Origin of the sequence: Kineosporia rhizophila (genome assembly GCF_021277265.1) — a bacterium.
Taxonomy (GTDB): Bacteria; Actinomycetota; Actinomycetes; order Actinomycetales; family Kineosporiaceae; genus Kineosporia; species Kineosporia rhizophila.
Genome location: NZ_JAJSOH010000030.1, coordinates 46,246 through 65,591, shown reverse-complemented (window position 1 = coordinate 65,591; position 19,346 = coordinate 46,246). Strand labels below are relative to the sequence as shown.

Below are 19,346 nucleotides of genomic sequence, written 5' to 3'. Positions count from 1 at the left end.
GGCCGAAAGTGCTGCGGCGGCGAATGCTTCGGCGGGCGCCGGTAAGAGTGCTGCCGCGCAGGGGAGCGCTTCGGCGACTGCCGGTACGGGCCCGGCAGTGACGGGGACCGTGGTGGCGAGTACGACGACGGCTGCGACCGGTGGTTCTCCCGGGGCCGTTTCCTCGGGGGCCTGGGGTCCGGGGGCGGGGGAGCCGCTGCCTCCGATCTGGCCACGTGATCACTGGGCCGAACCGGCGCCGCCCCGGCTGGCTCTGCCCTTGGCGGCGGTCGGGGCCGGAGCGGTTGCGGCCCTGGTGATCCCGGACGCCGAGATGGGAATCAACGTCTTCGCGGTCGCGCTGCTGATTGCGGGCGGTGTGCTGCTGTCGGTGCGGCCGAGGCCGGTGACCGACGTGCACTCGCGGCTGTTCAGCGTGGCTCTGGTCGTGCTCGTGGTGCTGCTGAGCGCGGTGTCGGTGGTGCGGGCCAGCGAATGGCTGGCGTTCGTCTGCGTACTGGCCGCTGCTGCGCTCGCGGCCGCCGCCGCTCTGGGGGTACGGCAGTGGAGCACGCTTCTGGGGACCGGGCCGCTGATGCTCGAGGCGGTGATCCGGGCGGTCCCGTGGGCCGGGATCACGCTGCAGCGCAACACTCCTCGGCGTCTTCCGATCCAGGCTCCGGTCGCGGTGCTCACCGGCGTGGGAGTGGGCGTGGCCTGCGCGGGAGTGATCGGGGCGTTGCTGGCCAGTGCGGACGCCAAGTTCGCGTCCCTGCTCTCGTCGGTGGGGGAATGGTTCCGGATCGAGGAGCCGCCGACCGACCTGCTGGTGGGGCGGGTGGTCATTCTGGTGCTGGTGACACTGTTCGTGCTGGCGCTGGGCTTCGCCGCCTCGAGCACCCTGAAGCAGCGGTCGCGTGTGGTGAAGGGCCGGCACCCGGCCGAGTGGATGGTGCCGCTGGTGCTGGTCGCAGCCACGATCGCGGCGTTCCTGGCGGTGGAGGCCGGGCAGTTGTTCGGTGGCTCGACGGTGGGTCATGCGGCGCGGGCCCGGGAAGGCTTCGGGCAGCTGATCGTGGTCACCGTGCTGGTGCTGCTGCTGATCGCCTGGTCGGGGCGCTCGGCGGGCGGGAAGCACCGGCGGCTTCTGGGGGCCGGGGCCGGCACGCTGCTGGCGCTGACCCTGCTGCTGGCCGTGTCGGCGCTCAGCCGGTTGTGGCTCTACCAGGACGAGTACGGCTGGACGGTGGCCCGGCTGAACGCCGGTGCCTTCGAGCTGTGGGTGGTTGTTCTGCTGCTCGCGGTGGGCCTGACCTGGCTGCTGCGGCGCACCGACTGGCTGCCGCGGCTGGCCATCGGTTCCGCCGGCCTGGGGTTGCTGGCTCTGGCGGTGGCCGGCCCGGACGCGCTGGTGGCCACGGCCAACGTCCATCGCTTCGAGCAGGGACACGACCTGGACGCCTACTACCTGTCGCAGTTGTCCGAGGATGCGGTGCCGGCGCTGATGGAACTGCCCAAGGACGTGCGGCGGTGCGTGCTGTCCGCGACGACGTGGGGCCGGCCCTGGTACGCCTGGAATCTCGCGCACTCGCGGGCTCAGGGGCTGATCGAGGACCAGATCGTTACCGCGCCTTCGTGCGTGTCGGACGTGATCCCGGGGTCGTCCGGGCGAGGGTGAGGTACCAGGGGGCGGCGGCTCAGCTCCCGTTGGCGAAACGTTCATAAACTGCAAACTTGCAGAGGCTGCAAGATTCCCCCTACTCTCGTCGCATGGACGACGGGGGTGGGGGCGAGGCCGTTCGCGTGCCGGGCCTGCGCGAGCGCCGAAAGGTCGCCACGCGCAAGGCCCTCGTGCACGCCGCCCTCAGCCTGATCGCCGACTACGGCTTCGAGCACGTCACTGTCGAGGCGATCAGCGAGTCGGCCGGGGTCTCCCAGCGCACCTTCTTCAACTACTTCGCCACCAAGGAAGACGCCCTGGTCAGCGATCAGGCCGACGAGGCCGCGCGGCTGTGCGAGCGGGTGCGCGCCGCCCCGCCCGAGCTCAGCGCCCTGGCCGCGCTGCGGTACGGCCTGGTGCACGAGGTGGAGCAGATCGAGCACCACCCCGAGGTCTTCGCCCTGCGGATGAAGGTGCTCGAGCGCAACCCCGAGCTCTTCCCCCGGCTGATGGCCAGCAGCGAGACCGCGCTGGCCAACCTGGCCGACGTGATCGCCGAGCGGGTGCGGGTCCCGGCCGACCACGCCTTCCCCGGGCTGCTGGCCTTCGTCGGGGCCTCCGCCTTCCACGCCACCCTGCGCCGCTGGCACCAGGGCGGGCGGGCCGGCGAAGCGGCCGTCCTCGTGGCCGAGACCTTCGACCTGCTCGCCGCCGGGTTCCCCGATCCGGCCCCTCAGGAACCTGATCCGGCGATTGCGATCAGGTCCGGCCGCCATCACGCCGACGGCAACGAAGCCGGTCCCGATCCCTCGTCCCGCCCGACTCCCTAGCCCCTTGCCCCAGACAAGCTGGCCCCTTCCCCCAGACAAGAGAGCGCAGGCATGTCCGTCCTGACCCGGCTCAGCCTGGCCAACCGTGCGTTGGTCCTGCTGGTGTCGCTAGCCATCACCGGGTTCGGCCTCCTGGCCATCCCGTCCCTCAAACAGCAGCTCCTGCCCTCGCTGGAGTTCCCGGCGGCGTTCGTCACCGCCACCTACTCCGGCGCGGCCCCCGACACCGTGGAGTCCCAGCTCGTCGAGCCCCTCGAAGGTGCCGTGCGCGGCGTCCCGGGGGTGACCGGGGTGGTCTCCACCGCCTCCGAGGGCTTCGCCACGGTCCAGGTCGAGCTGGAGTACGGCACCAACATCGACCAGGCCAGCAACCGGATGCAGACGGCCATCACCCGGATCAGCTCGCAGCTGCCCGACGGTGCCGACCCGCAGGTCCTGGCCGGCAGCACCGACGACTTCCTGCCCGCCGTGCTGCTGTCCGCCTCCGGCGGCGACACCACCGCGCTCGCCGACAAGCTCGAGCAGCTGGTCGTGCCCGAGATCAACGAGATCGACGGGGTGCGCACGGCCGAGGTCACCGGTGCCCCCGACCGGCAGGTCGTCATCACCCCCGACCCGGCCAAGATGGCCAAGGCCAAGGTCGACGCCCAGGCCATCACCACGGCCCTGAGCAGCGCCGGCACCGCCGTCCCGGCCGGTTCGGTGGCCGACGGCACGCAGTCGCTGACCGTTCAGGTCGGCGGCGCGATCTCGACGATCGAGCAGCTGCGCAAGGTCTTCGTGGGCGCGGTCCCGCTGGAGTCGATCGCCTCGGTCGAGTCGGTCGACGTGCCGCCCACCTCGCTGACCCGTACCGACGGCCAGAACAGCCTGGGCATCTCGGTCACCTCCACGCCCGACGGCAACCCGGTCGACATCTCCCACGCCATCCAGGACAACCTGGACGAGTGGAAGGCCGCCCTGGGCCAGGACGCCCAGCTGGTCACCGTGTTCGACCAGGCCCCGTTCATCGAGCAGTCGGTCGAGTCGCTGGCCACCGAGGGCGTCCTCGGCCTGGTGATGGCCGTGATCGTGATCCTGGTGTTCCTCACCTCGATCCGCTCCACCCTGGTCACCGCCGTCTCGATCCCGCTGTCGGTGCTGGCCGCGTTGATCGTGATGTGGGTCGACGGCATCTCGCTGAACGTGCTCTCGCTGGGTGGTCTGACCATCGCCATCGGCCGGGTCGTGGACGACTCGATCGTGGTGCTGGAGAACATCAAGCGGCACCTGGAGTACGGCGAGGAGAAGATCCACGCGATCACCACCGCGGTGCGTGAGGTGGCCGGTGCCATCACCGCCTCCACCATCACCACGGTGGCCGTGTTCCTGCCGCTGACCCTGGTCGGCGGGATCATCGGCGAGCTGTTCCAGCCGTTCGGCATCACCGTCAGCGTGGCCCTGCTGGCCTCGCTGCTGGTCTCGCTGACCATCGTGCCGGTGCTGGCCTTCTGGTTCCTGAAGCAGCCGAGCGCCGAGCAGCTCGAGCACGCCGACGAGATCCGGGTCGCCGCCGAGGAGAAGGAACGCAAGAGCTTCCTGCAGCGGATGTACGTGCCGGTGATCCACTTCGCGGTGGACAAGCGCTGGACGCGGTGGACCACGGTCGGCGTCTCGGTGGTCATCCTGGCCGCCACCCTGGCCATGGTGCCGCTGCTGAAGACCAACTTCCTGGACCAGTCCGGGCAGAACACGATCAACGTCACCCAGACCCTGCCGGCCGGTACCAGCCTGCAGACCACCGACGCGGCGGCCAAGAAGGTCGAGCAGGTGCTCTCCCAGGAGGGTGAGCTCGAGTCCTACCAGGCCACCGTGGGCGGCGGGGCGATCCCCGGCCTGGGCGGCAACGCCAACAGCGCCACCTTCTCGCTGACCGTGAACGAGGACGCGGAGATCGAGGAGGTCACCACCCGCCTCGAGGACCGGATCGGCGCCCTCAAGGACGTCGGCGACGTGGTCGTGGGCGGCGCCCAGGGCGGTTTCGGCGCCAGCGACATCCAGGTGCAGGTGCAGGCCGGTGACGCCGAGGTGCTCTCCCAGGCCTCCGAGCAGGTGCGCGAGGCGGTCGCCGAGGTCACCGAGCTGAAGGACGTGACCAGCGACCTGTCCGAGGAGATCCCGCGCGTCGAGGTCGAGGTCGACCCCGAGGCGGCCGCCGCGGCCGGGCTCACCGAGCAGGCCGTGGGCGGGCTGGTCTCCAATGCCTTCCGCGGTTCGCAGGCCGGTCAGGTCACGATCGACGGCGTTCAGCAGAACATCGTGATCAGCAGCGGCACCGAGGCCCCGGCCACGATCGCCGACGTGCGCAAGATCCAGATCCCGACCGCCCAGGGCCCGGTGCGCCTGTCCGAGATCGCGGTCGTGCGTGAGCAGCCCGGCCCGGTGCAGGTCACCCGGATCGACGGCGCACGCAGCGCCACGGTCAGCGGCACGCCGACCAACCCGGACAACCTGGGTGCGGCCACCTCCTCGGTCACCGAGAAGCTCGACGCGCTGGAGCTTCCGGCGGGTGCCAGCTACACGATCGGTGGGGCCTCGGCCGAGCAGGAAGAGGCGTTCGGCCAGCTCGGCCTGGCGCTGCTGGCCGCGATCGTCATCGTGTTCGTGGTCATGGTGGCCACCTTCCGCAGCCTGGTGCAGCCGCTGGTGCTGCTGGTGTCCATCCCGTTCGCGGCCACCGGCGCCATCATCCTGCTGCTGCTCACCAACACCCCGCTGGGTGTGGCGGCCCTGATCGGCATGCTGATGCTGGTCGGCATCGTGGTCACCAACGCGATCGTGCTGATCGACCTGGTGAACCAGTACCGGCGTGAGGGCATGCCGCTGCAGCAGGCCGTGGTCGAGGGCGGGCGGCACCGTCTGCGCCCGATCCTGATGACGGCGCTGGCCACCATCTTCGCCCTGCTGCCGATGGCGGTGGGCCTGACCGGGCACGGCGGGTTCATCTCCCAGCCCCTGGCCGTGGTGGTGATCGGCGGCCTGACCAGCGCCACCGTGCTGACCCTGGTGCTCGTGCCCAGCCTGTACACGCTGGTCGAGGGCGGCAAGGAGAAGCGGGCCGCGAAACGGGCGGCCAAGAAGGCGAAGAAGGCCGGCAACGACCAGGACCCGGCCCCGGCCGAGCCGGTCACGGCCGGCCACGCCTGAGCCCCGGCAGTCATCTGAGCCCAGGCTCGATGTAGGAGGGCTCGGCGTAGAACGAGCCTGAGGACGGAACGGCCCGCTCGGCAGCTTCGGCTGCTGGGCGGGCCGTTCCTCGTTGGGGACCTTCTCGGGGCCGAGCCGTGCTCGCAGGGCACTGTTCGGGGCGAGGCGACTCAGTGCTCCTGAAACGGCTCGTGGTGCCACCGCCACCGGGCTTCGTCGCCATCGATGTGCAGGAGGTACTCCGGCACCTCAGTGCCGTCCTAGTAGAGCAACTGGGTCGCGCCCTCGATGAGGTCGTAGTGCGCGCTCCACTCCGCGGCCTCCTCCTCGAGGGTCTCGAGCAGCCGGATGTCCTCGGCATACAGCGGAGCAAAGGCCTCGAAGCCGGCCAGCCGTTCCACGCGGGCACGGATCCACGGCATATCCATCTGGGTCACGTGGAGCTCGGCGACCACGCGTCCCTCGCAGCGAAGCCGCCACACGTCCCCAACAGCCGCCATGGCTCACCCGCTCATTCGCTCGTCGGTCTCATGACTCCAACAATCTCCGCTCAGCTGGTCCAGCCGACGGCGCGGACGACCGCTTGCGCCACCTGGGCCGGAGTCTGCTCAGCCTTCACGCCCTCCTCGACATCAGCGACCTCGGCTGCGTCGAGGACGGCGTCCAGCTCCCCACTGCGCTGCAGATGCCAGTTCAGGGCCTCGAGATCGTCGCGGTGCCTCCGATGCAGACGGGCCTGAACATCGGCAAGGTCAAGGGGCAGACGGCACACCGACAGCGGCATCCCGACGGCCTGCTCGTACAGCGGCCGCTGCGCAAGATCCTCCAGAACCCCGGCCACGACCAGGCGAACTGCGCCGGCGACCACGTGGTTGCGGGCTACGGCGCCCAGGTTGGCCAGCATCAGGCGTTCGTGGAACGGGTCGTCGGCAGGGCTGGGCCAGGCGTTGCGCAGAGCGTCGAGATCGATGACGGCGTGGGGGATCGCATCCTTACGCAGAAGCCCACCGATGGCCTGAGCAGTGGTCGACTTACCCGAACCCACCGTGCCGGTGATCAGAAGGGCGGCCGGGGTCGAGAGGGGAATCCGCACCCGTGCGACGGTAGCGGCCTGCCGCGCAACCTCGGCCACACCGTTGGTCGAGCCGAATGCCGAGACGGCGCTGCTGAGCAGTTCTGCCTCTGGGACGGCCGAACCCGGCAGGCGGCTCATTCACCGCGCGAAAGGCGGCAGTCTCGGCTCAGCGCTGCGTGCTGTTCACCGCGTTCCGGTTAAGGCCGATCCGCTCCCGCTCTCTGGCCGGTGCGCGGTGGCCTGCGTTCCACCCGCCGGTGGTGTGGGTGCGGTTCTGACGGACGGGTGAGCCGGTGCCGACCCGGCGGATCGCGATCGAGGGCCGATCATCGTTACGTGGATGACGCTGTCGGCCCGCTGAGGAGCACCGAGATGACCCACCCGACACCGTTCGGCGACCCGGTGCTGCTGCGGACACTGGAGGCGGCGGGCCTGCACGCCACGGGGAAGTTCCACCTCAAGGCCGGCTGGGTGAGCCGGGCGTGGGTCGGCGATGAGTACGTCGTACGGCTGAACACCGACAGACGGCACCGCGACGCGTACCGGCACGAAGCCGCCGTCGTCAGCCTGCTGGCGGGCAGCGAGGTCCCGCACGCTCGGCTGCTCTCCCACGGCGACGGTCCGGATGGGCCCTGGTACATCTCCGAACGACTGCCCGGCCAGACCCTGCACGAAGCGTGGCCGGCTGCGGACAGCGCCACTCGGCAGGCGATGATCGAAAGCCTCGGCTCAGCGTTGCGCGCGCTCCACCGCATCCAGGCCCCGGCCGATCTGCTGCCGCCCTGGCTGGCCGGCGCACTGAGTGGGGGGCCCTGGCCTGCGTTCCACCCGCCCGTGGTGGGGGCGACGCTGCAGCACGTCGAGGCCGCCCGGCAGCTGCCCGGTCATGACCCGCGCCTGCTCACGGAGGTTGCCGGCTGGGTCCAGGAGCGGTTGACGTTGTTCGCCGCCGACGAGCCCGTGCTGGTCCATGGCGATCTGCACGGGTCCAACGTGATCGTCGATCAGGGGCGTGTCACCGGGCTCATCGACTTCGCCGAGGCGCTGGCCCAGCCGGCCGATGCCGAGCTCGACACTCTCCTGCGCTGGTGTGCCCGGGCGCGCGAGTTCCCACCCGCACCTCACGAAACGGGGCTCGACGAGGGCGCACTCGCGGACGTTCCCGGCTGGTTGCACGGCGCGTATCCGGAGCTGTTCGAGCGCGAGCATCTACGCGAGCGGCTGGACTTCTACGACCTGTACGTCGAGCTCGCGTTGTACGCACGCCACCCCCGGCCCGAGACGCGGGAAGCGGCGCAGGAGCGCATCACGTGGCTGATGTCCGGTCGCAACCATCTGGATCGACTCACTTGGTAGGTGACCCGCCGAAGGGGCAGGGTCCGCCCGAAAAGGCGGACCGAACGATCGTCGGCAAGAATGCGTTGGGCCGCGAGCGCGAGCCGGAAGTGGTTGGCCCCCGGCAGAAATACCTCCGGAGAGCACGTGATCCGGGCTCTCGCCTGCGGCGCTGTAGCGCCGCAATACGTATTTCTGCGTATCCCCAAGATCCTCCTCGCCGGTCGATGCTGACTGCTCCAAGAGCGGCCGGAGGAGGCGTGGGATGGGCGGTTTCGTCGATCGGACCCTCTTGCGGCTGGGAGACCCGGCGCGCCTGGCGGTGGAACTGTCCACTCCTGCGCCCGATCCGCAGGCGCTGGGAATGCTGCTGGCGTCGGTGCACGACCTGGAGCATGTGCGCCTCGAAAGCATCAGTCAGGTAGCGGTTCCTGAGCTGCGTGTGCAGCTGCCGCTGTTCCCGGCCGCCCGGCAGGTGGGCACCTGGACACGCACGCAGCCCTCCTACGTGGTCACCGAGGTGGCGGTGGAGAACCGGGGCGGTGTGGATCCGGTGTGGGTGGACCTGCTGGCCCGGCTGCGGGTCACGCTGGTCGCGGAAACCGATCCGGGCGGGGTCGAGTCGGTGCTGGCGAAGAGCATGGACGACTTCGCCACCCTGGAGGAGTTCCGGGAGCAGTTCCGCTACATCGACGTCGACGACTTCATGGCCCGGCACCGCCTGCAGACCGTGGAGGACCTGCGGGAGGCGTTCGAGTACCTGATCACCGAGGTGCGGTTCCGGGCGCCGGAACCCTTCGACCCGGCCGACCCGCGCAACCAGCACGACGTGGAGTTCGAACTCGCCGTGCTGATCGAGGCCGGCCTGGGCCTGACCGAGGCACTGCGCCGGGCCCGCACGGTGCGTGAGGTGGCGGCGCAGACCCGCGGTGGGGTGAAGGACGCGCTGCTGGGCCGCCCGGACCGGCCGCTGGCGGTGGCCGTGGTGCTGGATGCGGCGCAGGCCCGGGCCGAGGGCCTGCAGACCGAGCTCGTGCAAGAGCTTTTCGCCCGCGAGCAGGTGCTGTGCCTGTTCAGCGAGACCAACTGACACCCGTCGTGAGAGAGGGCCGAGCAGATGCCCGTGCGCTACATCCGCGTCAATCCGGTCGCCGACCTGTTCGCCCCGGCCGTGCGCGCTTTCGGCAACATCGCCGTCGTCGGGGCGGTGACCCCGGACGACGACCCGCCCGACGACCTGCTCGAGGTCAACGCCCCGATCCTGTTCGCCGACCCCTCCGAGGCGCGCCGGCGGGCGCCGGGCACGCTGGGCGACTCGATCGCGCTGTGCTTCGCCCAGAGCCCGGGCCCGACGGTGGTGCAGGGGGTGCGGGTCGACGCCGACGACCCGGACTGGCCGGCCGCGCTGGAGAGCCTGTCCACGCTGGACGTGCAGATCGTGTGTGTGGCCGACACCCCGCTGGACGACGCCTCCGGTGCGGAGGAGGGCGCGATCCACGCGCTGGCCACCCACGTCAGCGAGGTCTCGACCAGCGGCGGTGACGGACTGGAACGCATCGGGGTGGCCATGCTCACCCAAGGTGACACCGACCCGTCCATTGTTGCCGGCTCTCTGGCCCACGAACGGATGGTGTACGTCGCGCACAAGTCCGCGCAGGACGTCGCCGCCGCCGTGGCGGGCACGATCGCCGGTTACGAGCCGCACGTCTCGATGCTGCTGAAGCAGGTCAACGTCAGCAGCGCCCCGTTCACCGGAGCCGAGATCACCGCGCTGAACGGCAGTGAGACCTTCAGCAGCGGACCGGCCGGAGCCGGCGTCAACTGGCTGGTCGACCCGCCGCTGATCCCCGGGCAGGGGATCTACCTGGGTGAGGGGTACACCGGGAACCCGGGCGGCAAGAAGTACATCGACATCGTGCGCTGCATCGACAACGTGTCGTTCCTGCTCAAGGCCCAGCTGATCCGCTCGGTCGGCACCGCCCGGGTCAGCCGTTCGGGGCTGCGGGCGCTGATCGCCCAGATGGAGGCCGTGCTCGACCCGCTGGTGCGCCAGGAGGTGATCGAGGGGTTCACGCTCACCGTGCCGATCCTGTCGCTGCTGGACAAGCCCCCGGCCACGCTCACGCCGAGCGAGCGCACCCAGATCAGCAAGGCCCAGAACGAACGGGTCGCCGAGGTGCTGGCCGCGGTCGACTACGCCGGGGCGATCCACCGCATCGCCATCACCCTGCGCTTCGAGTAGGAGCTGAAATCCCATGGCCGACTGGAACACCCGCCTCGAGGTCAAGCTCGGGGACAAGACGATCACCCCGATCTCGAACTTCTCCCCGACCTTCAACGTGCCGCACACGGTGGTGCACAGCCTCGAGGCCGACAGCACCGGTTACGTGCGCCAGCCGTTCACCGTGACCTTCACGATGACCGTGCCGGCGGTGGCCGAGGCGGTGGCCGACCTGACCGAGCTGGCCGTCAACGGCACCGAGTTCTCGGTCAGTGTGGCCGAGAAGACCGGTGACGACTGGGCCTTCAAGTCGCTGAAGTTCGCCCGCTGCGTGGTCACCTCGGCCACGCCCAGCAACATCACCATCGACGGGGTGCCGCAGGCGAACTTCTCCTGCATGGCGCTGACGGTCAGCGTGGAGGAATGAGATGGAGGACGCCTCGGGGCCCGACAGCGGGTCGGTTCCACCGGGTGCCGACCGGGTTGAGCGGACCGGGCTGGCGTTGGTGCACGAGGGCGAGTACATCGTCCCGGCACCGGGCAGTCAGGCCGTTCTCGCCCCGGTGGGTGAGGGCGGGACGGTGGTCAACTACTGGTTCCCGGTGGAGGTCGAACTGGTCGGGGAGCTGCGCCCGGCCGCCGTCGAGCAGGTCGCCGCGCACGTGTTCGCCGAGCTGGAGCGCGAACTGAAGAGCCGGCGATGAGCCTGCCGGTGCTGGTCGGGGCGGTGCCGCTGTTCCACGTGCAGAGCCTGTCGATGAGCCAGGGCTACAAGATCGAGCGGGTGCGCGGCAGCCGCTGGTCGCAGGCCACCCAGCCGACGGTGAAGACGATCGCGATCGAGGCGGTGCTGCTCGGCCCGGAGCGGCTGCTGCTGAAGAAGGCGCTGGAGGCGATGGCGCTGACCTCGCGGGCCCTGCTCGCCGCCTCGGCACCGCTGCTGGCGGTGACCGGGATCCCGGTGGTCTCGGGCCTGACGATCAGCCTGGACATGCAGATCACCGAGCTACGGGTCACCCAGAGCGTGTCCAAGCGGGAGGCCCTGGACGTGACGATCAGCCTGCAGCACGTACCCCGTTCCAACCTGACCGCCCTGGCGGGGGAGGCGGCCGACCTGGCGCTGGCGATCGCCACCGCCGCGGTCGGTCCCAGCCCACCGGCCAGTCCGGTCGCCCGTACCCCCGGCCCACCGCTGTAAGGACCCACGTGAGGAGAGACCGTGAGCGTTGCGACGTTCCTGCGTCTGCCGGTGGACCCGGACGAGGGGTTCCCGCAGTCGTTCCGCCTAGTCGTGGGTGGGCGCGGCTACGTGTTCGGGCTGCAGGTGGTGGTGCTGGAGGAGGTGCTGCCCCCGCGCGACACCGAGCTGGGACTGTCGGCGGCGCTGGACCTTCCCACGGACGGCGCCTACCTGGTGATGACGGTGGTGCGGGAGGACAGCGAGCGGGGCACCACGCTGCTGCGGCGCAAGCTGGTCCCCGGCCACGTGTATCGCGCCGGGGAGCTGGCGGTGACGCTGCGCTCGGCCCGGGTGGCGATCGGGAACCTGAACGGCGTCGGGCGGCACGGGTCGCAGATCGTGGCGGGGGTGGCCGTGCGATGAGTTTCGTTCTGTGGCACAAGGTCGAGTTCGCCGCGGTGGAGGCCGGCGGCGGGGGACTGCTGGCCGCCGTGGCCTCCTACGCCGGGCTCGGGCTGCCGCTCACGGTGACCAACGACGTGTTCGGCGGCGGGCTGGTGCTGGACGTGGCGGTGCGGGTGACCATGGGCGAGACGAACAGCGCCACCTTCGAGGTGACCCTGGACGACCTGCCGGAGAAGAGCATCGCGCTGCTGAAGTCGGTGCCCAAGGGCGGCCTGAGGGCCACGGTCCGGCTGGGCTACTTCGACCGCCCGCTCAGCCGGGCCACGGTGATGACCGGCCGGGTCAGCGACCTGACCATCGGCCAGGGCACCGGCGGGGTGTCGCAGGTGGTGCTCACCGGGCAGGACGAGGCCGGGTTCAAGCTGCTGCGCCGCCCGGGCAGTCTCGACCGCCCCTCGGCCCTGCCCCGGATGCACATGGTCCGCGACCTGCTGCAGGAGGCCGAGGTCGAACTCGGCGCCGGCTCCACGGTCCCGGGCACGCTGAACGACTTCACCTCGTGCGCGCGCACCACCCTGGGCGCGGTGCAGGACCTGGCCCGCGAGGCAAAGGTGTCGATGGTGGTCCGCGACGGCGCCGTGTACCTGGGCGCCGCAGTGGGCAAGGAACCGGCCCCGGTCAGCGCGGACGCCCAGGCCAACGTGGTGGCCCGGGTCGACCGGCAGGGGCAGGACCTGCTGCCCGGCGAGCTGGTCGCCGACCCGCCGGTGCGCGACCAGCTGGAGATCACCGTGCTCGGGCATCCCGGGCTGAGGGCCGGGCAGAAGCTCGAGGTGAAGAACCTGGACTCGGTCCCGGCCGGGCCCCTGCGGATCGCCCGCGCCGTCCACGAGTACGGCTCCGACGGCTACGTGACCAAGCTGCTGGTCGTGGCCGCCCCGGCCGGTGAACCGGTGCGGATGAGCGGCGGCGTGCAGGGCGTGGTCGACCGCCTGGAGGACATTGCCTCGCGGGGCCGGGAAGACCATCCGGGTGTGGACGTCGGTGAGGTCACCACCTATCGGGCCGGCAAGGACGGCAAGCACCTGGGCGATCTGCACTACGGCCAGAAGGTGGCCTCCGGGGTGGTCGCCCCGAGCGTGGCCAGCCCGGTCACCGACGACGTGGAACTGCACAACAAGCCGATCGCCTCACCGTTCGCGTTCCACCAGGTCGGCCTGGTCACGCCGGTGTACCCGGGCATGCGGGCGCTGCTGGCGCACAACCGGGGCCTGGTCAACGACGCGGTGGTGGCGGGCTGGCTGTGGCCCGAGAAACCCCGGCACGCACCGCCGAAGAACGAGCCGGGCGACTACTGGCTGGCCCTGCCCACCGAGATCGGTGACCAGGGTCTGCCGGTGGGCAAGGGCGTGAACGACCTGACCGACAAGCAGGGCGCCCGGATCATCCAGGCCCGCTCGCTGCGGATCGTGGTCGGCACACCGGCCCTGCCGCCGGTGGGGGAGCGGCCGAGCCCGCCGCCGGAGAACACGGTCGTGATCGAGCACCACAGCGGCACGACGATCGAGATCACCTCCGACGGAGAGCTGAAAATCACCACCGCGCAGAAGAAGATGACGCTGACCAACGGCCAGGTCTCGCTCAGCCTGGACGGCGCGAAGGTGGCGGTGCAGTGATGCCGGCCGTGCTGACCACCGCCTCCACGCTGAAGTGCGCGCACCAGGGAACCGTGATGGTGCAGGCGTCCACCTCGGCGCTGAGCGCCGGTGGGTCGCCGGTGCTGGTGCAGGCCGACCTGCTGGCGGCCACGGTGGCGGGCTGTACGAACACGAACGCCGCAGCCGGTCAGGTGCCGTGCGCCAAGGTCACGGCGGTGACGGCGGGGATGAGCACCACGCTGAGCGTTGCCGGGCAGCCGGTGATGCTGCAGACGGCGCAGGGACTGACGAACGCCGTGCCCCCGCTGCCGGTGCTGTGGCAGGTCGAGTCGGCCGGCCAGAGCGTGCTGGAGGCGTCATGAGTGTGCAGCCGGGCAACCGTTTCGGTTCCAGCCTGCGCCTGGAGGACGGCGACCTCGTGCTGAGCGGCGCCGATCTCAGGCCGGTGCACGGCGACGAGAACCTGCGTCAGGCCCTGACCCTGCGCCTGCTCACCCCCTACGGCAGCGACCAGGTCAACGCCACCTACGGCCTGGACGTGACCCGCGCCTTCACCGGCAACCACGGCCGGCGCATGGTCAAGGAACTGCTGCGCCTGGAGATCGTGCGCACACTCGCCTCCGACCCCCGCGTGGCCGACGTCCTGTCGGTGGTCTTCGACGACGAACCCGGCTTTCCCCCGGAGAGGCGAAACCCCGTCAAGGACCGCCTGAGTCAGGTGGCGGTCAGCGTACGCACCGCCCAGGACACCACCGCCCTGATCCTCACCGACGTGGAGCTGTAGGAGCCATGACCGAACAGCCACTGAGCCCACAGTTCGGCGTGACCCAGGACGGGTTCGTCCTCAAGGGCTTCGACGCCGTCCTGGCCGACGCCCGCACCCGGGCCCGGCAGATGTGGGCCACCCTGGGCCTGGAACCGGACCTGACCTCGACCAGTTCGCTGGGCAAGCTGATCGAGGCCACCGTCCACGAGGACGCCGAACTGTGGAAACGGCTGGAGGACTTCTACTACGCCTCCTTCGTCTGCACCGCCACCGGCGACAGCCTGGACCTGCTCGGCGACGACGGGAACCTGCCCCGGCGGGAACTCCCGGCCTCCGGCGAGGTCACCCTGACCCTCGGCGGCGGCCTGCCCGGGCGCAGCTACATCGTGCCCGACGGCACCCAGCTGGTCACCGCGGCCGGTCCCGGCCGGCTCTCGTTCGTCACGCTCGCCCCGGTCGAGCTCAGTTCCACCACCCCCAGCCAGAGGGTCGCCGCCCGCAGCCTGACCCGCGGCTCCCGCGGCGACATCACCGCCGGCGAGATCGTCGGCGTCGACCCGGCCTACGAGCAGATCTACCTGTCCGGCTTCGGCGTGGCCACTCTCACCGTGACCAACGAGCAGGCCTTCACCGGCGGCCTCGGGATGGAGGACGACGACTCCTACCGCGGCCGTCAGCTGGGCATCTCCCGATCGCTGTGGACGGTCGAGGCGGGGCGCCAGAGCGTGCTGAACGTGGACGGCGTGGTCGACGTGCTGCTGTCGGACCCGCTCGGCGGGGTGGACGTGTCGCAGAGCTTCTTCGACGAGTTCGACTTCGGCGAGCGGCTGTTCAGCGGCGAACGGCAGATCGGCGCGGCCTACACCTTCGACGTGGTGGTGGCCCACGACTTCCGCTGGCCTTGGCGCACCACCGGTGCGGTGGAGGGGGTGTACGAGCGGGTGCTGCGCGAGGTGGACCGGGTGCGCCCGGCCGGGGTGCACCCGAACATCGTGGCCGCCGACCACATCGACGTGGGGGTGCGGGCCCGGATCGTGGTCGAACCCGGCTACGACCCGGCCGCGCTGTCGGCCGCGATCCGCACCCGCCTGGCCGAGGCCCTGGGAACGCTGCGGCTGGGCGGCGACGTGCTGTACAGCCAGGTGGTGCGCGCCGTGGTCGAGGTCCCCGGCGTGCTCGACGTGCAGCGCCTGCACCTGCGCCGCCACCCGCCCGCCTTCGGCCGGATCACCTTCGGCGAGGTCGTGCACCAGACCCCGGCCGTGGACGCCGCGATCGGCCGCAACCTGCTGATGGGCACCACCGAACTGCCGGTCTTCCGGGCCGACGCCGACCTGCACGACCTGGAACTGGTGACGCCATGAGTCCCGTCGCAGGGCTGGAACAGGTAGTGCTCGGCCGGGGAGCGGCCGGGCGGATGTCGCTGCGCCTGACCGAACCCTTCGCCGCCGGCGGTGACGTGCTGCACCTGACCCTGCTGCCGCGGCCCACCCCTGGTACGGCGGCCGTTGCACCGTATGACTTCCGCGAGCACCAGGCGCGTTTCGGCACCACCCCCACGCCCTCGTACGTGCTGCGCGCCCGCCGCGACCTGCAGCACGACACCGAGGTGACGCTGCGCTGGACCGGGATGCCCGGCGGCCCGGTGAACGTGTCCCTGACCTTCAGGGCAGGGACGCTCGCGGGGGAGTCCCTTCCGGTCCCGCCGCCCGCGAACGCCACCCCCACCAGCACCCTGACCGGCATCGTGGCCCGCCGGCGCCAGGGCACCGGTGCCACCGAGGTTCCCGATCCGGCCAACGAGTGGGCGCTGTCGGCGCTGCTGGGCAATCTCGCCCGGGTGCTGTGGGTGCTCGGCGGGGAGCGCGACAGCCTGCGCCGCCAGATCGCCCGCACCGCCAGTCAGAGACAACTGGGGACGGCGGTGGGCGCCAGTCTCGATCTCATCGGCATCGACCTGGCCGTACCGCGTTTCCCGCCCCTGCCGTACTCGGTCGACGACGACACCCTGACCCTTCACCATCTCGACGAGACCAGCGGAACCAGCGTGGTGGACGCGGTGGGCCGCTTCCCGGGCCGCACCGCGCACGACGGCCTCCTCACCGGGCCGGCAGCCCCCGGGGCGGCCGGCCGCTTCGGCCCGGGGCTGCTCCTGGCCGGGGCCGGCGCCGCGGTGATCCCTTCGCACCCCGACTTCGACCTGCCCGGCACGGCCGACCTCACCGCCGAGTGCTTCCTGCGCCCGGACGCCCAGCCCGGCGAGGCCCGCATCCTGGCCCGGCGCGGTGCCACCGGACCCGGATGGTCGCTCGAGATCGGCGAGTTCGGCCGGGGCCTGCCCCGCAACGTCCGCGCGCGGCTGTCCGACGGCACCACCACCCAGGACCTGTACGCGGACACCACACTTGCGAGCGACCGCTTCACCCACATCGCCCTGGTGATCGACCGCGCCGGCCACACGGCAGCCCTCTGGCTGGACGGCCTGCGCCTGGCCCTGGCCGACATCACCGCCCTGGGCGCCCTGACCGCGGGCGAGCCGCTCACCGTGGGGGGCACGCTGAACGCCACCGTGGACGAGGTTCGCCTCAGCCGGGTGGCCCGCACCGCATTCGCGCCGGTGCTGGGCGAGGACGACGAGCACTACCGCCGGCGCCTGCACCTGTTCCGGCGCTGGGTGCTGCCCACCCCCGCGGCCCTGACCGACCTGCTCAACGACGCAGCCGGGGAGATCGGCGGCGTGAAGAAGCCTCTGGAGGTGATCGACGAGGACACCCCGACCCTGCGCAGCGTGCACCAGGTCCGGGTCCTGCCCGCGCTGGTACCGGTCGGCACGAGCATCCACGCCTCCGGGGTCTGGAACGTCACCGAGCAGCAGGCGTTCGGTGACCAGGACGATCTGGACCGGCCGCCGGAACTGCTGCTGCGTTACAGCAATCCGGCCGTCGAGCACGTGACGGACCCGGGCGGGGACTCCCGGCTCATGCAGCCCGCGCTGGCCCGAAGGCTCGACCGCCTGGCTGCTCTCGCACTGACTGAGGCTCCCGGCACCAAGGTGCGGGTCGTGGGAGCCTGGCACCCACGCGTCCTCAGTTCTCGTTCTGCCGGACGCCTGGCCCATCTGACCCACCCGAGCATCAGCACACCCCGCCTGGCCGCGCTGGCCCATCAGGCCGGCTTCGACCTGGTGGGGGTGCCCCGCGCCGGGAACCCGGACGGCTTCACTCAGGCAGTCGTGGTCGCCGTGGCCCCCGGCGGTTCCCTGACCGTGGAACCCGACGGCGGACGTCCCCAGGTCGTCGAAGGTACGGATCTGATCCTGCGGCTGCAGCCGAATCCACCCGCCGGAGCCGAAATCACCTGGCACACGGCCCGCGTCGGCCCTGGTCGCGTCACCATCACCCCCACGGCACCCGGCGTGGCGCTCGCCCGCGGCGTGGCCCCCGGAGATGCCGCGATCTCCGCCGACCTGACCTGGGAGGGGCACACCAGCACCGCTTCCCTGACGGTCCGTGTGCTACCTGCCGCCGTGCCCGCCGGTTCGTCGATCGCGGCCGACGGCACCCGCAACGCCGACCCGAAGGTGGCGGGAGAGCCGGCCGCGACATTCGACCCGGCGCTACTGGCCACCGTCAGCGACCCCCGGGCGAGCTTCGCCGGGCAGTCCGCGCGCATGCAACGCGGCACCGCCGCCCGCCTGCAACAACTGCTGGACCTGTTGGCCGAAGCTGCCCCCGGCGTGCTCGCAGTCTCCGGCGGGTTCACCACCCTACCCCCGGGCGACCCGCAAACCCTTGCCGCACAAGGAAGAGCCCTCACCGTGCAGCATCCGACCCTGGCGGCGGGACGGCTGGCTGCGCTGGCGCACACCGCGGGTTTCACCCACGTCAGCGTCTCCGGCCCCCAGGTGCAGGTACGCCAGCGGGCCGAAGACCTGATCGCCGTCAGCGGACCGCACCAGGTGCAGGAGGGGCAGAGCATCACCGTGCAGGTCCAGCCCGCCCCCGCCGACATCTCGCCCACCACCCGGCTGAGCTGGGGCAGCGGGCCGATCACCTCGGGGAGGGCCGATCTGGCCACCACCGGCGCGGACACGGTACGCGTCACCGGCCGCACCCCCGGGCTGCTGTGGGTGCAGGCGGCACTGCGCGAGGCCGGCGCCAACGGGCCCTTCGCCCTGCAGGTGCGGCTACGCCCCGAAGTGCCGGCCGACGCCACGGTCAGCCGCGACCAGTACGAGCTGATCATGAACGTGGTGCACAGCCTGCGCCCCCTGGGCGTGGAGGTGCTGACCCGCAGCCTGCGCCCGGCCGTGGTCGAGCTGCCCGGCGGGCCGAGCCGGGCCGAGGACCACACCTACCCCCGATACCGCCTGCACCGGCCGGTCCCGCGCCTGACCCGACCGGCCCGACCGACCCGAAAGGACAGCGAGCATGGGTGACATCTCGTTCACCAAGACCTTCCACCACACGCCCTACGTGGACAACCGGGACCGGGTGCAGGCCGGCGGCCCGAACGGGTTCAACGCCCGCTTCGACGCCCTGGAGTCCGACCTGACCTCCCTGGCCGACGTGGTCACCCAGGTCGACACCGCCCTGGACACGCTGGGCGCCGGGCCCACCCCCACCCAGCAGGCCCTCACCCTGGCCCCCTCCCTGGTGACCGTGGCCGGAGCCAGCGGCTGGGCCCACGACGCGCAGGGCTACGCCGCCCGCACCGGCAACCTGGTCACCCTCTCCGGCGTACAGGCGGTGCCCCTGCCGCACGGGTCCCGGCTGGTGCAGCTGCGGGTGGTGGGCCAGAACAGCGGCTCCGGACTGCTGCGGGTGGCCCTGATGCGCAACCGCCTGATCTCGTCGGTCACCCCGGCCGAGCGGATCGCCCGGGTCACCGGCGACGCCAGCCCGTTCGACCGCAACGACCCCGCCGACCCCAACTTCGTGCAGGTCGACACCCAGAACTACCGCTACTACCTGCTGGCCACCCTGGACGGCGCGCAGAACACCGACACCGTCACCCTGTCCGGGTTCCAGATCACCTACGTGGCCTGATCA

18 protein-coding genes are annotated in these 19,346 nt (G+C 71.2%); 16 read left to right on the top strand and 2 right to left on the bottom strand.

The annotated features are described in order from the left end of the window. Positions 1-112 precede the first annotated feature (112 nt). From LWF15_RS37930 to LWF15_RS29925, 3 genes are all read left to right on the top strand, one after another. Positions 113-1,657 (top strand): DUF4153 domain-containing protein, encoded by a 1,545-nt coding sequence (locus tag LWF15_RS37930; protein ID WP_232814326.1) that lies wholly within the window; start codon positions 113-115, stop codon positions 1,655-1,657. A 92-nt stretch (positions 1,658-1,749) separates the two neighbouring features. Continuing rightward, positions 1,750-2,469, top strand: coding sequence for a TetR/AcrR family transcriptional regulator (locus tag LWF15_RS29930; protein ID WP_232814325.1), 720 nt, complete (start codon positions 1,750-1,752; stop codon positions 2,467-2,469). Between the two features lie 51 nt (positions 2,470-2,520). After that, entirely contained in the window at positions 2,521-5,655 is a 3,135-nt protein-coding gene (locus LWF15_RS29925) for an efflux RND transporter permease subunit (RefSeq protein WP_232814324.1), read from the top strand. A 260-nt stretch (positions 5,656-5,915) separates the two neighbouring features. On the opposite strand, the gene LWF15_RS29920 is transcribed toward LWF15_RS29925, so the two are convergent. Beyond that, positions 5,916-6,092, bottom strand: a complete 177-nt coding sequence (locus LWF15_RS29920; protein ID WP_232814323.1) for a hypothetical protein — start codon at positions 6,090-6,092, stop codon at positions 5,916-5,918. Between the two features lie 113 nt (positions 6,093-6,205). Next, positions 6,206-6,748 (bottom strand): P-loop NTPase family protein, encoded by a 543-nt coding sequence (locus LWF15_RS29915; protein WP_232814322.1) that lies wholly within the window; start codon positions 6,746-6,748, stop codon positions 6,206-6,208. 318 nt (positions 6,749-7,066) lie between these two features. Here LWF15_RS29915 and LWF15_RS29910 point away from each other — a divergent pair, with 318 nt between their 5' ends. The 13 genes from LWF15_RS29910 to LWF15_RS29850 all read left to right on the top strand — a co-directional run bounded on the left by LWF15_RS29910 (position 7,067) and on the right by LWF15_RS29850 (position 19,343). Beyond that, the gene (locus LWF15_RS29910; protein ID WP_232814321.1) at positions 7,067-8,086 is read left to right on the top strand and encodes a phosphotransferase family protein; all 1,020 of its coding nucleotides are present in this window, start codon (positions 7,067-7,069) and stop codon (positions 8,084-8,086) included. A 244-nt stretch (positions 8,087-8,330) separates the two neighbouring features. After that, positions 8,331-9,155, top strand: coding sequence for a hypothetical protein (locus LWF15_RS29905; RefSeq protein ID WP_232814320.1), 825 nt, complete (start codon positions 8,331-8,333; stop codon positions 9,153-9,155). 27 nt (positions 9,156-9,182) lie between these two features. Next, positions 9,183-10,307 (top strand): hypothetical protein, encoded by a 1,125-nt coding sequence (locus LWF15_RS29900; RefSeq protein WP_408624297.1) that lies wholly within the window; start codon positions 9,183-9,185, stop codon positions 10,305-10,307. A 13-nt stretch (positions 10,308-10,320) separates the two neighbouring features. After that, positions 10,321-10,713: a hypothetical protein gene (locus LWF15_RS29895; RefSeq protein WP_232814318.1), complete on the top strand. Its 393-nt coding sequence runs from the start codon at positions 10,321-10,323 to the stop codon at positions 10,711-10,713. Position 10,714: 1 nt separating this feature from the next. Continuing rightward, positions 10,715-10,990: a hypothetical protein gene (locus tag LWF15_RS29890; protein WP_232814317.1), complete on the top strand. Its 276-nt coding sequence runs from the start codon at positions 10,715-10,717 to the stop codon at positions 10,988-10,990. Continuing rightward, on the top strand, positions 10,987-11,484 hold the full coding sequence (locus LWF15_RS29885) for a hypothetical protein (RefSeq protein WP_232814316.1): 498 nt from the start codon (positions 10,987-10,989) through the stop codon (positions 11,482-11,484). The genes LWF15_RS29890 and LWF15_RS29885 overlap by 4 nt, the downstream gene beginning before the upstream one ends. 21 nt (positions 11,485-11,505) lie before the next feature. After that, positions 11,506-11,889: a hypothetical protein gene (locus tag LWF15_RS29880; RefSeq protein ID WP_232814315.1), complete on the top strand. Its 384-nt coding sequence runs from the start codon at positions 11,506-11,508 to the stop codon at positions 11,887-11,889. Then, the gene (locus LWF15_RS29875; protein WP_232814314.1) at positions 11,886-13,547 is read left to right on the top strand and encodes a hypothetical protein; all 1,662 of its coding nucleotides are present in this window, start codon (positions 11,886-11,888) and stop codon (positions 13,545-13,547) included. Before LWF15_RS29880 ends, LWF15_RS29875 begins: the two co-directional genes overlap by 4 nt. After that, the gene (locus LWF15_RS29870; protein ID WP_232814313.1) at positions 13,547-13,891 is read left to right on the top strand and encodes a hypothetical protein; all 345 of its coding nucleotides are present in this window, start codon (positions 13,547-13,549) and stop codon (positions 13,889-13,891) included. Before LWF15_RS29875 ends, LWF15_RS29870 begins: the two co-directional genes overlap by 1 nt. Further along, entirely contained in the window at positions 13,888-14,313 is a 426-nt protein-coding gene (locus LWF15_RS29865; RefSeq protein ID WP_232814312.1) for a DUF2634 domain-containing protein, read from the top strand. The genes LWF15_RS29870 and LWF15_RS29865 overlap by 4 nt, the downstream gene beginning before the upstream one ends. Positions 14,314-14,318: 5 nt before the next feature. Beyond that, complete coding sequence (locus LWF15_RS29860; protein WP_232814311.1) at positions 14,319-15,659, top strand: baseplate J/gp47 family protein; 1,341 nt, start codon at positions 14,319-14,321, stop codon at positions 15,657-15,659. Beyond that, entirely contained in the window at positions 15,656-18,733 is a 3,078-nt protein-coding gene (locus tag LWF15_RS29855) for a LamG domain-containing protein (RefSeq protein ID WP_232814310.1), read from the top strand. The genes LWF15_RS29860 and LWF15_RS29855 overlap by 4 nt, the downstream gene beginning before the upstream one ends. Continuing rightward, positions 18,726-19,343, top strand: a complete 618-nt coding sequence (locus tag LWF15_RS29850) for a hypothetical protein (protein ID WP_232814309.1) — start codon at positions 18,726-18,728, stop codon at positions 19,341-19,343. Before LWF15_RS29855 ends, LWF15_RS29850 begins: the two co-directional genes overlap by 8 nt. Positions 19,344-19,346: the final 3 nt, after the last annotated feature.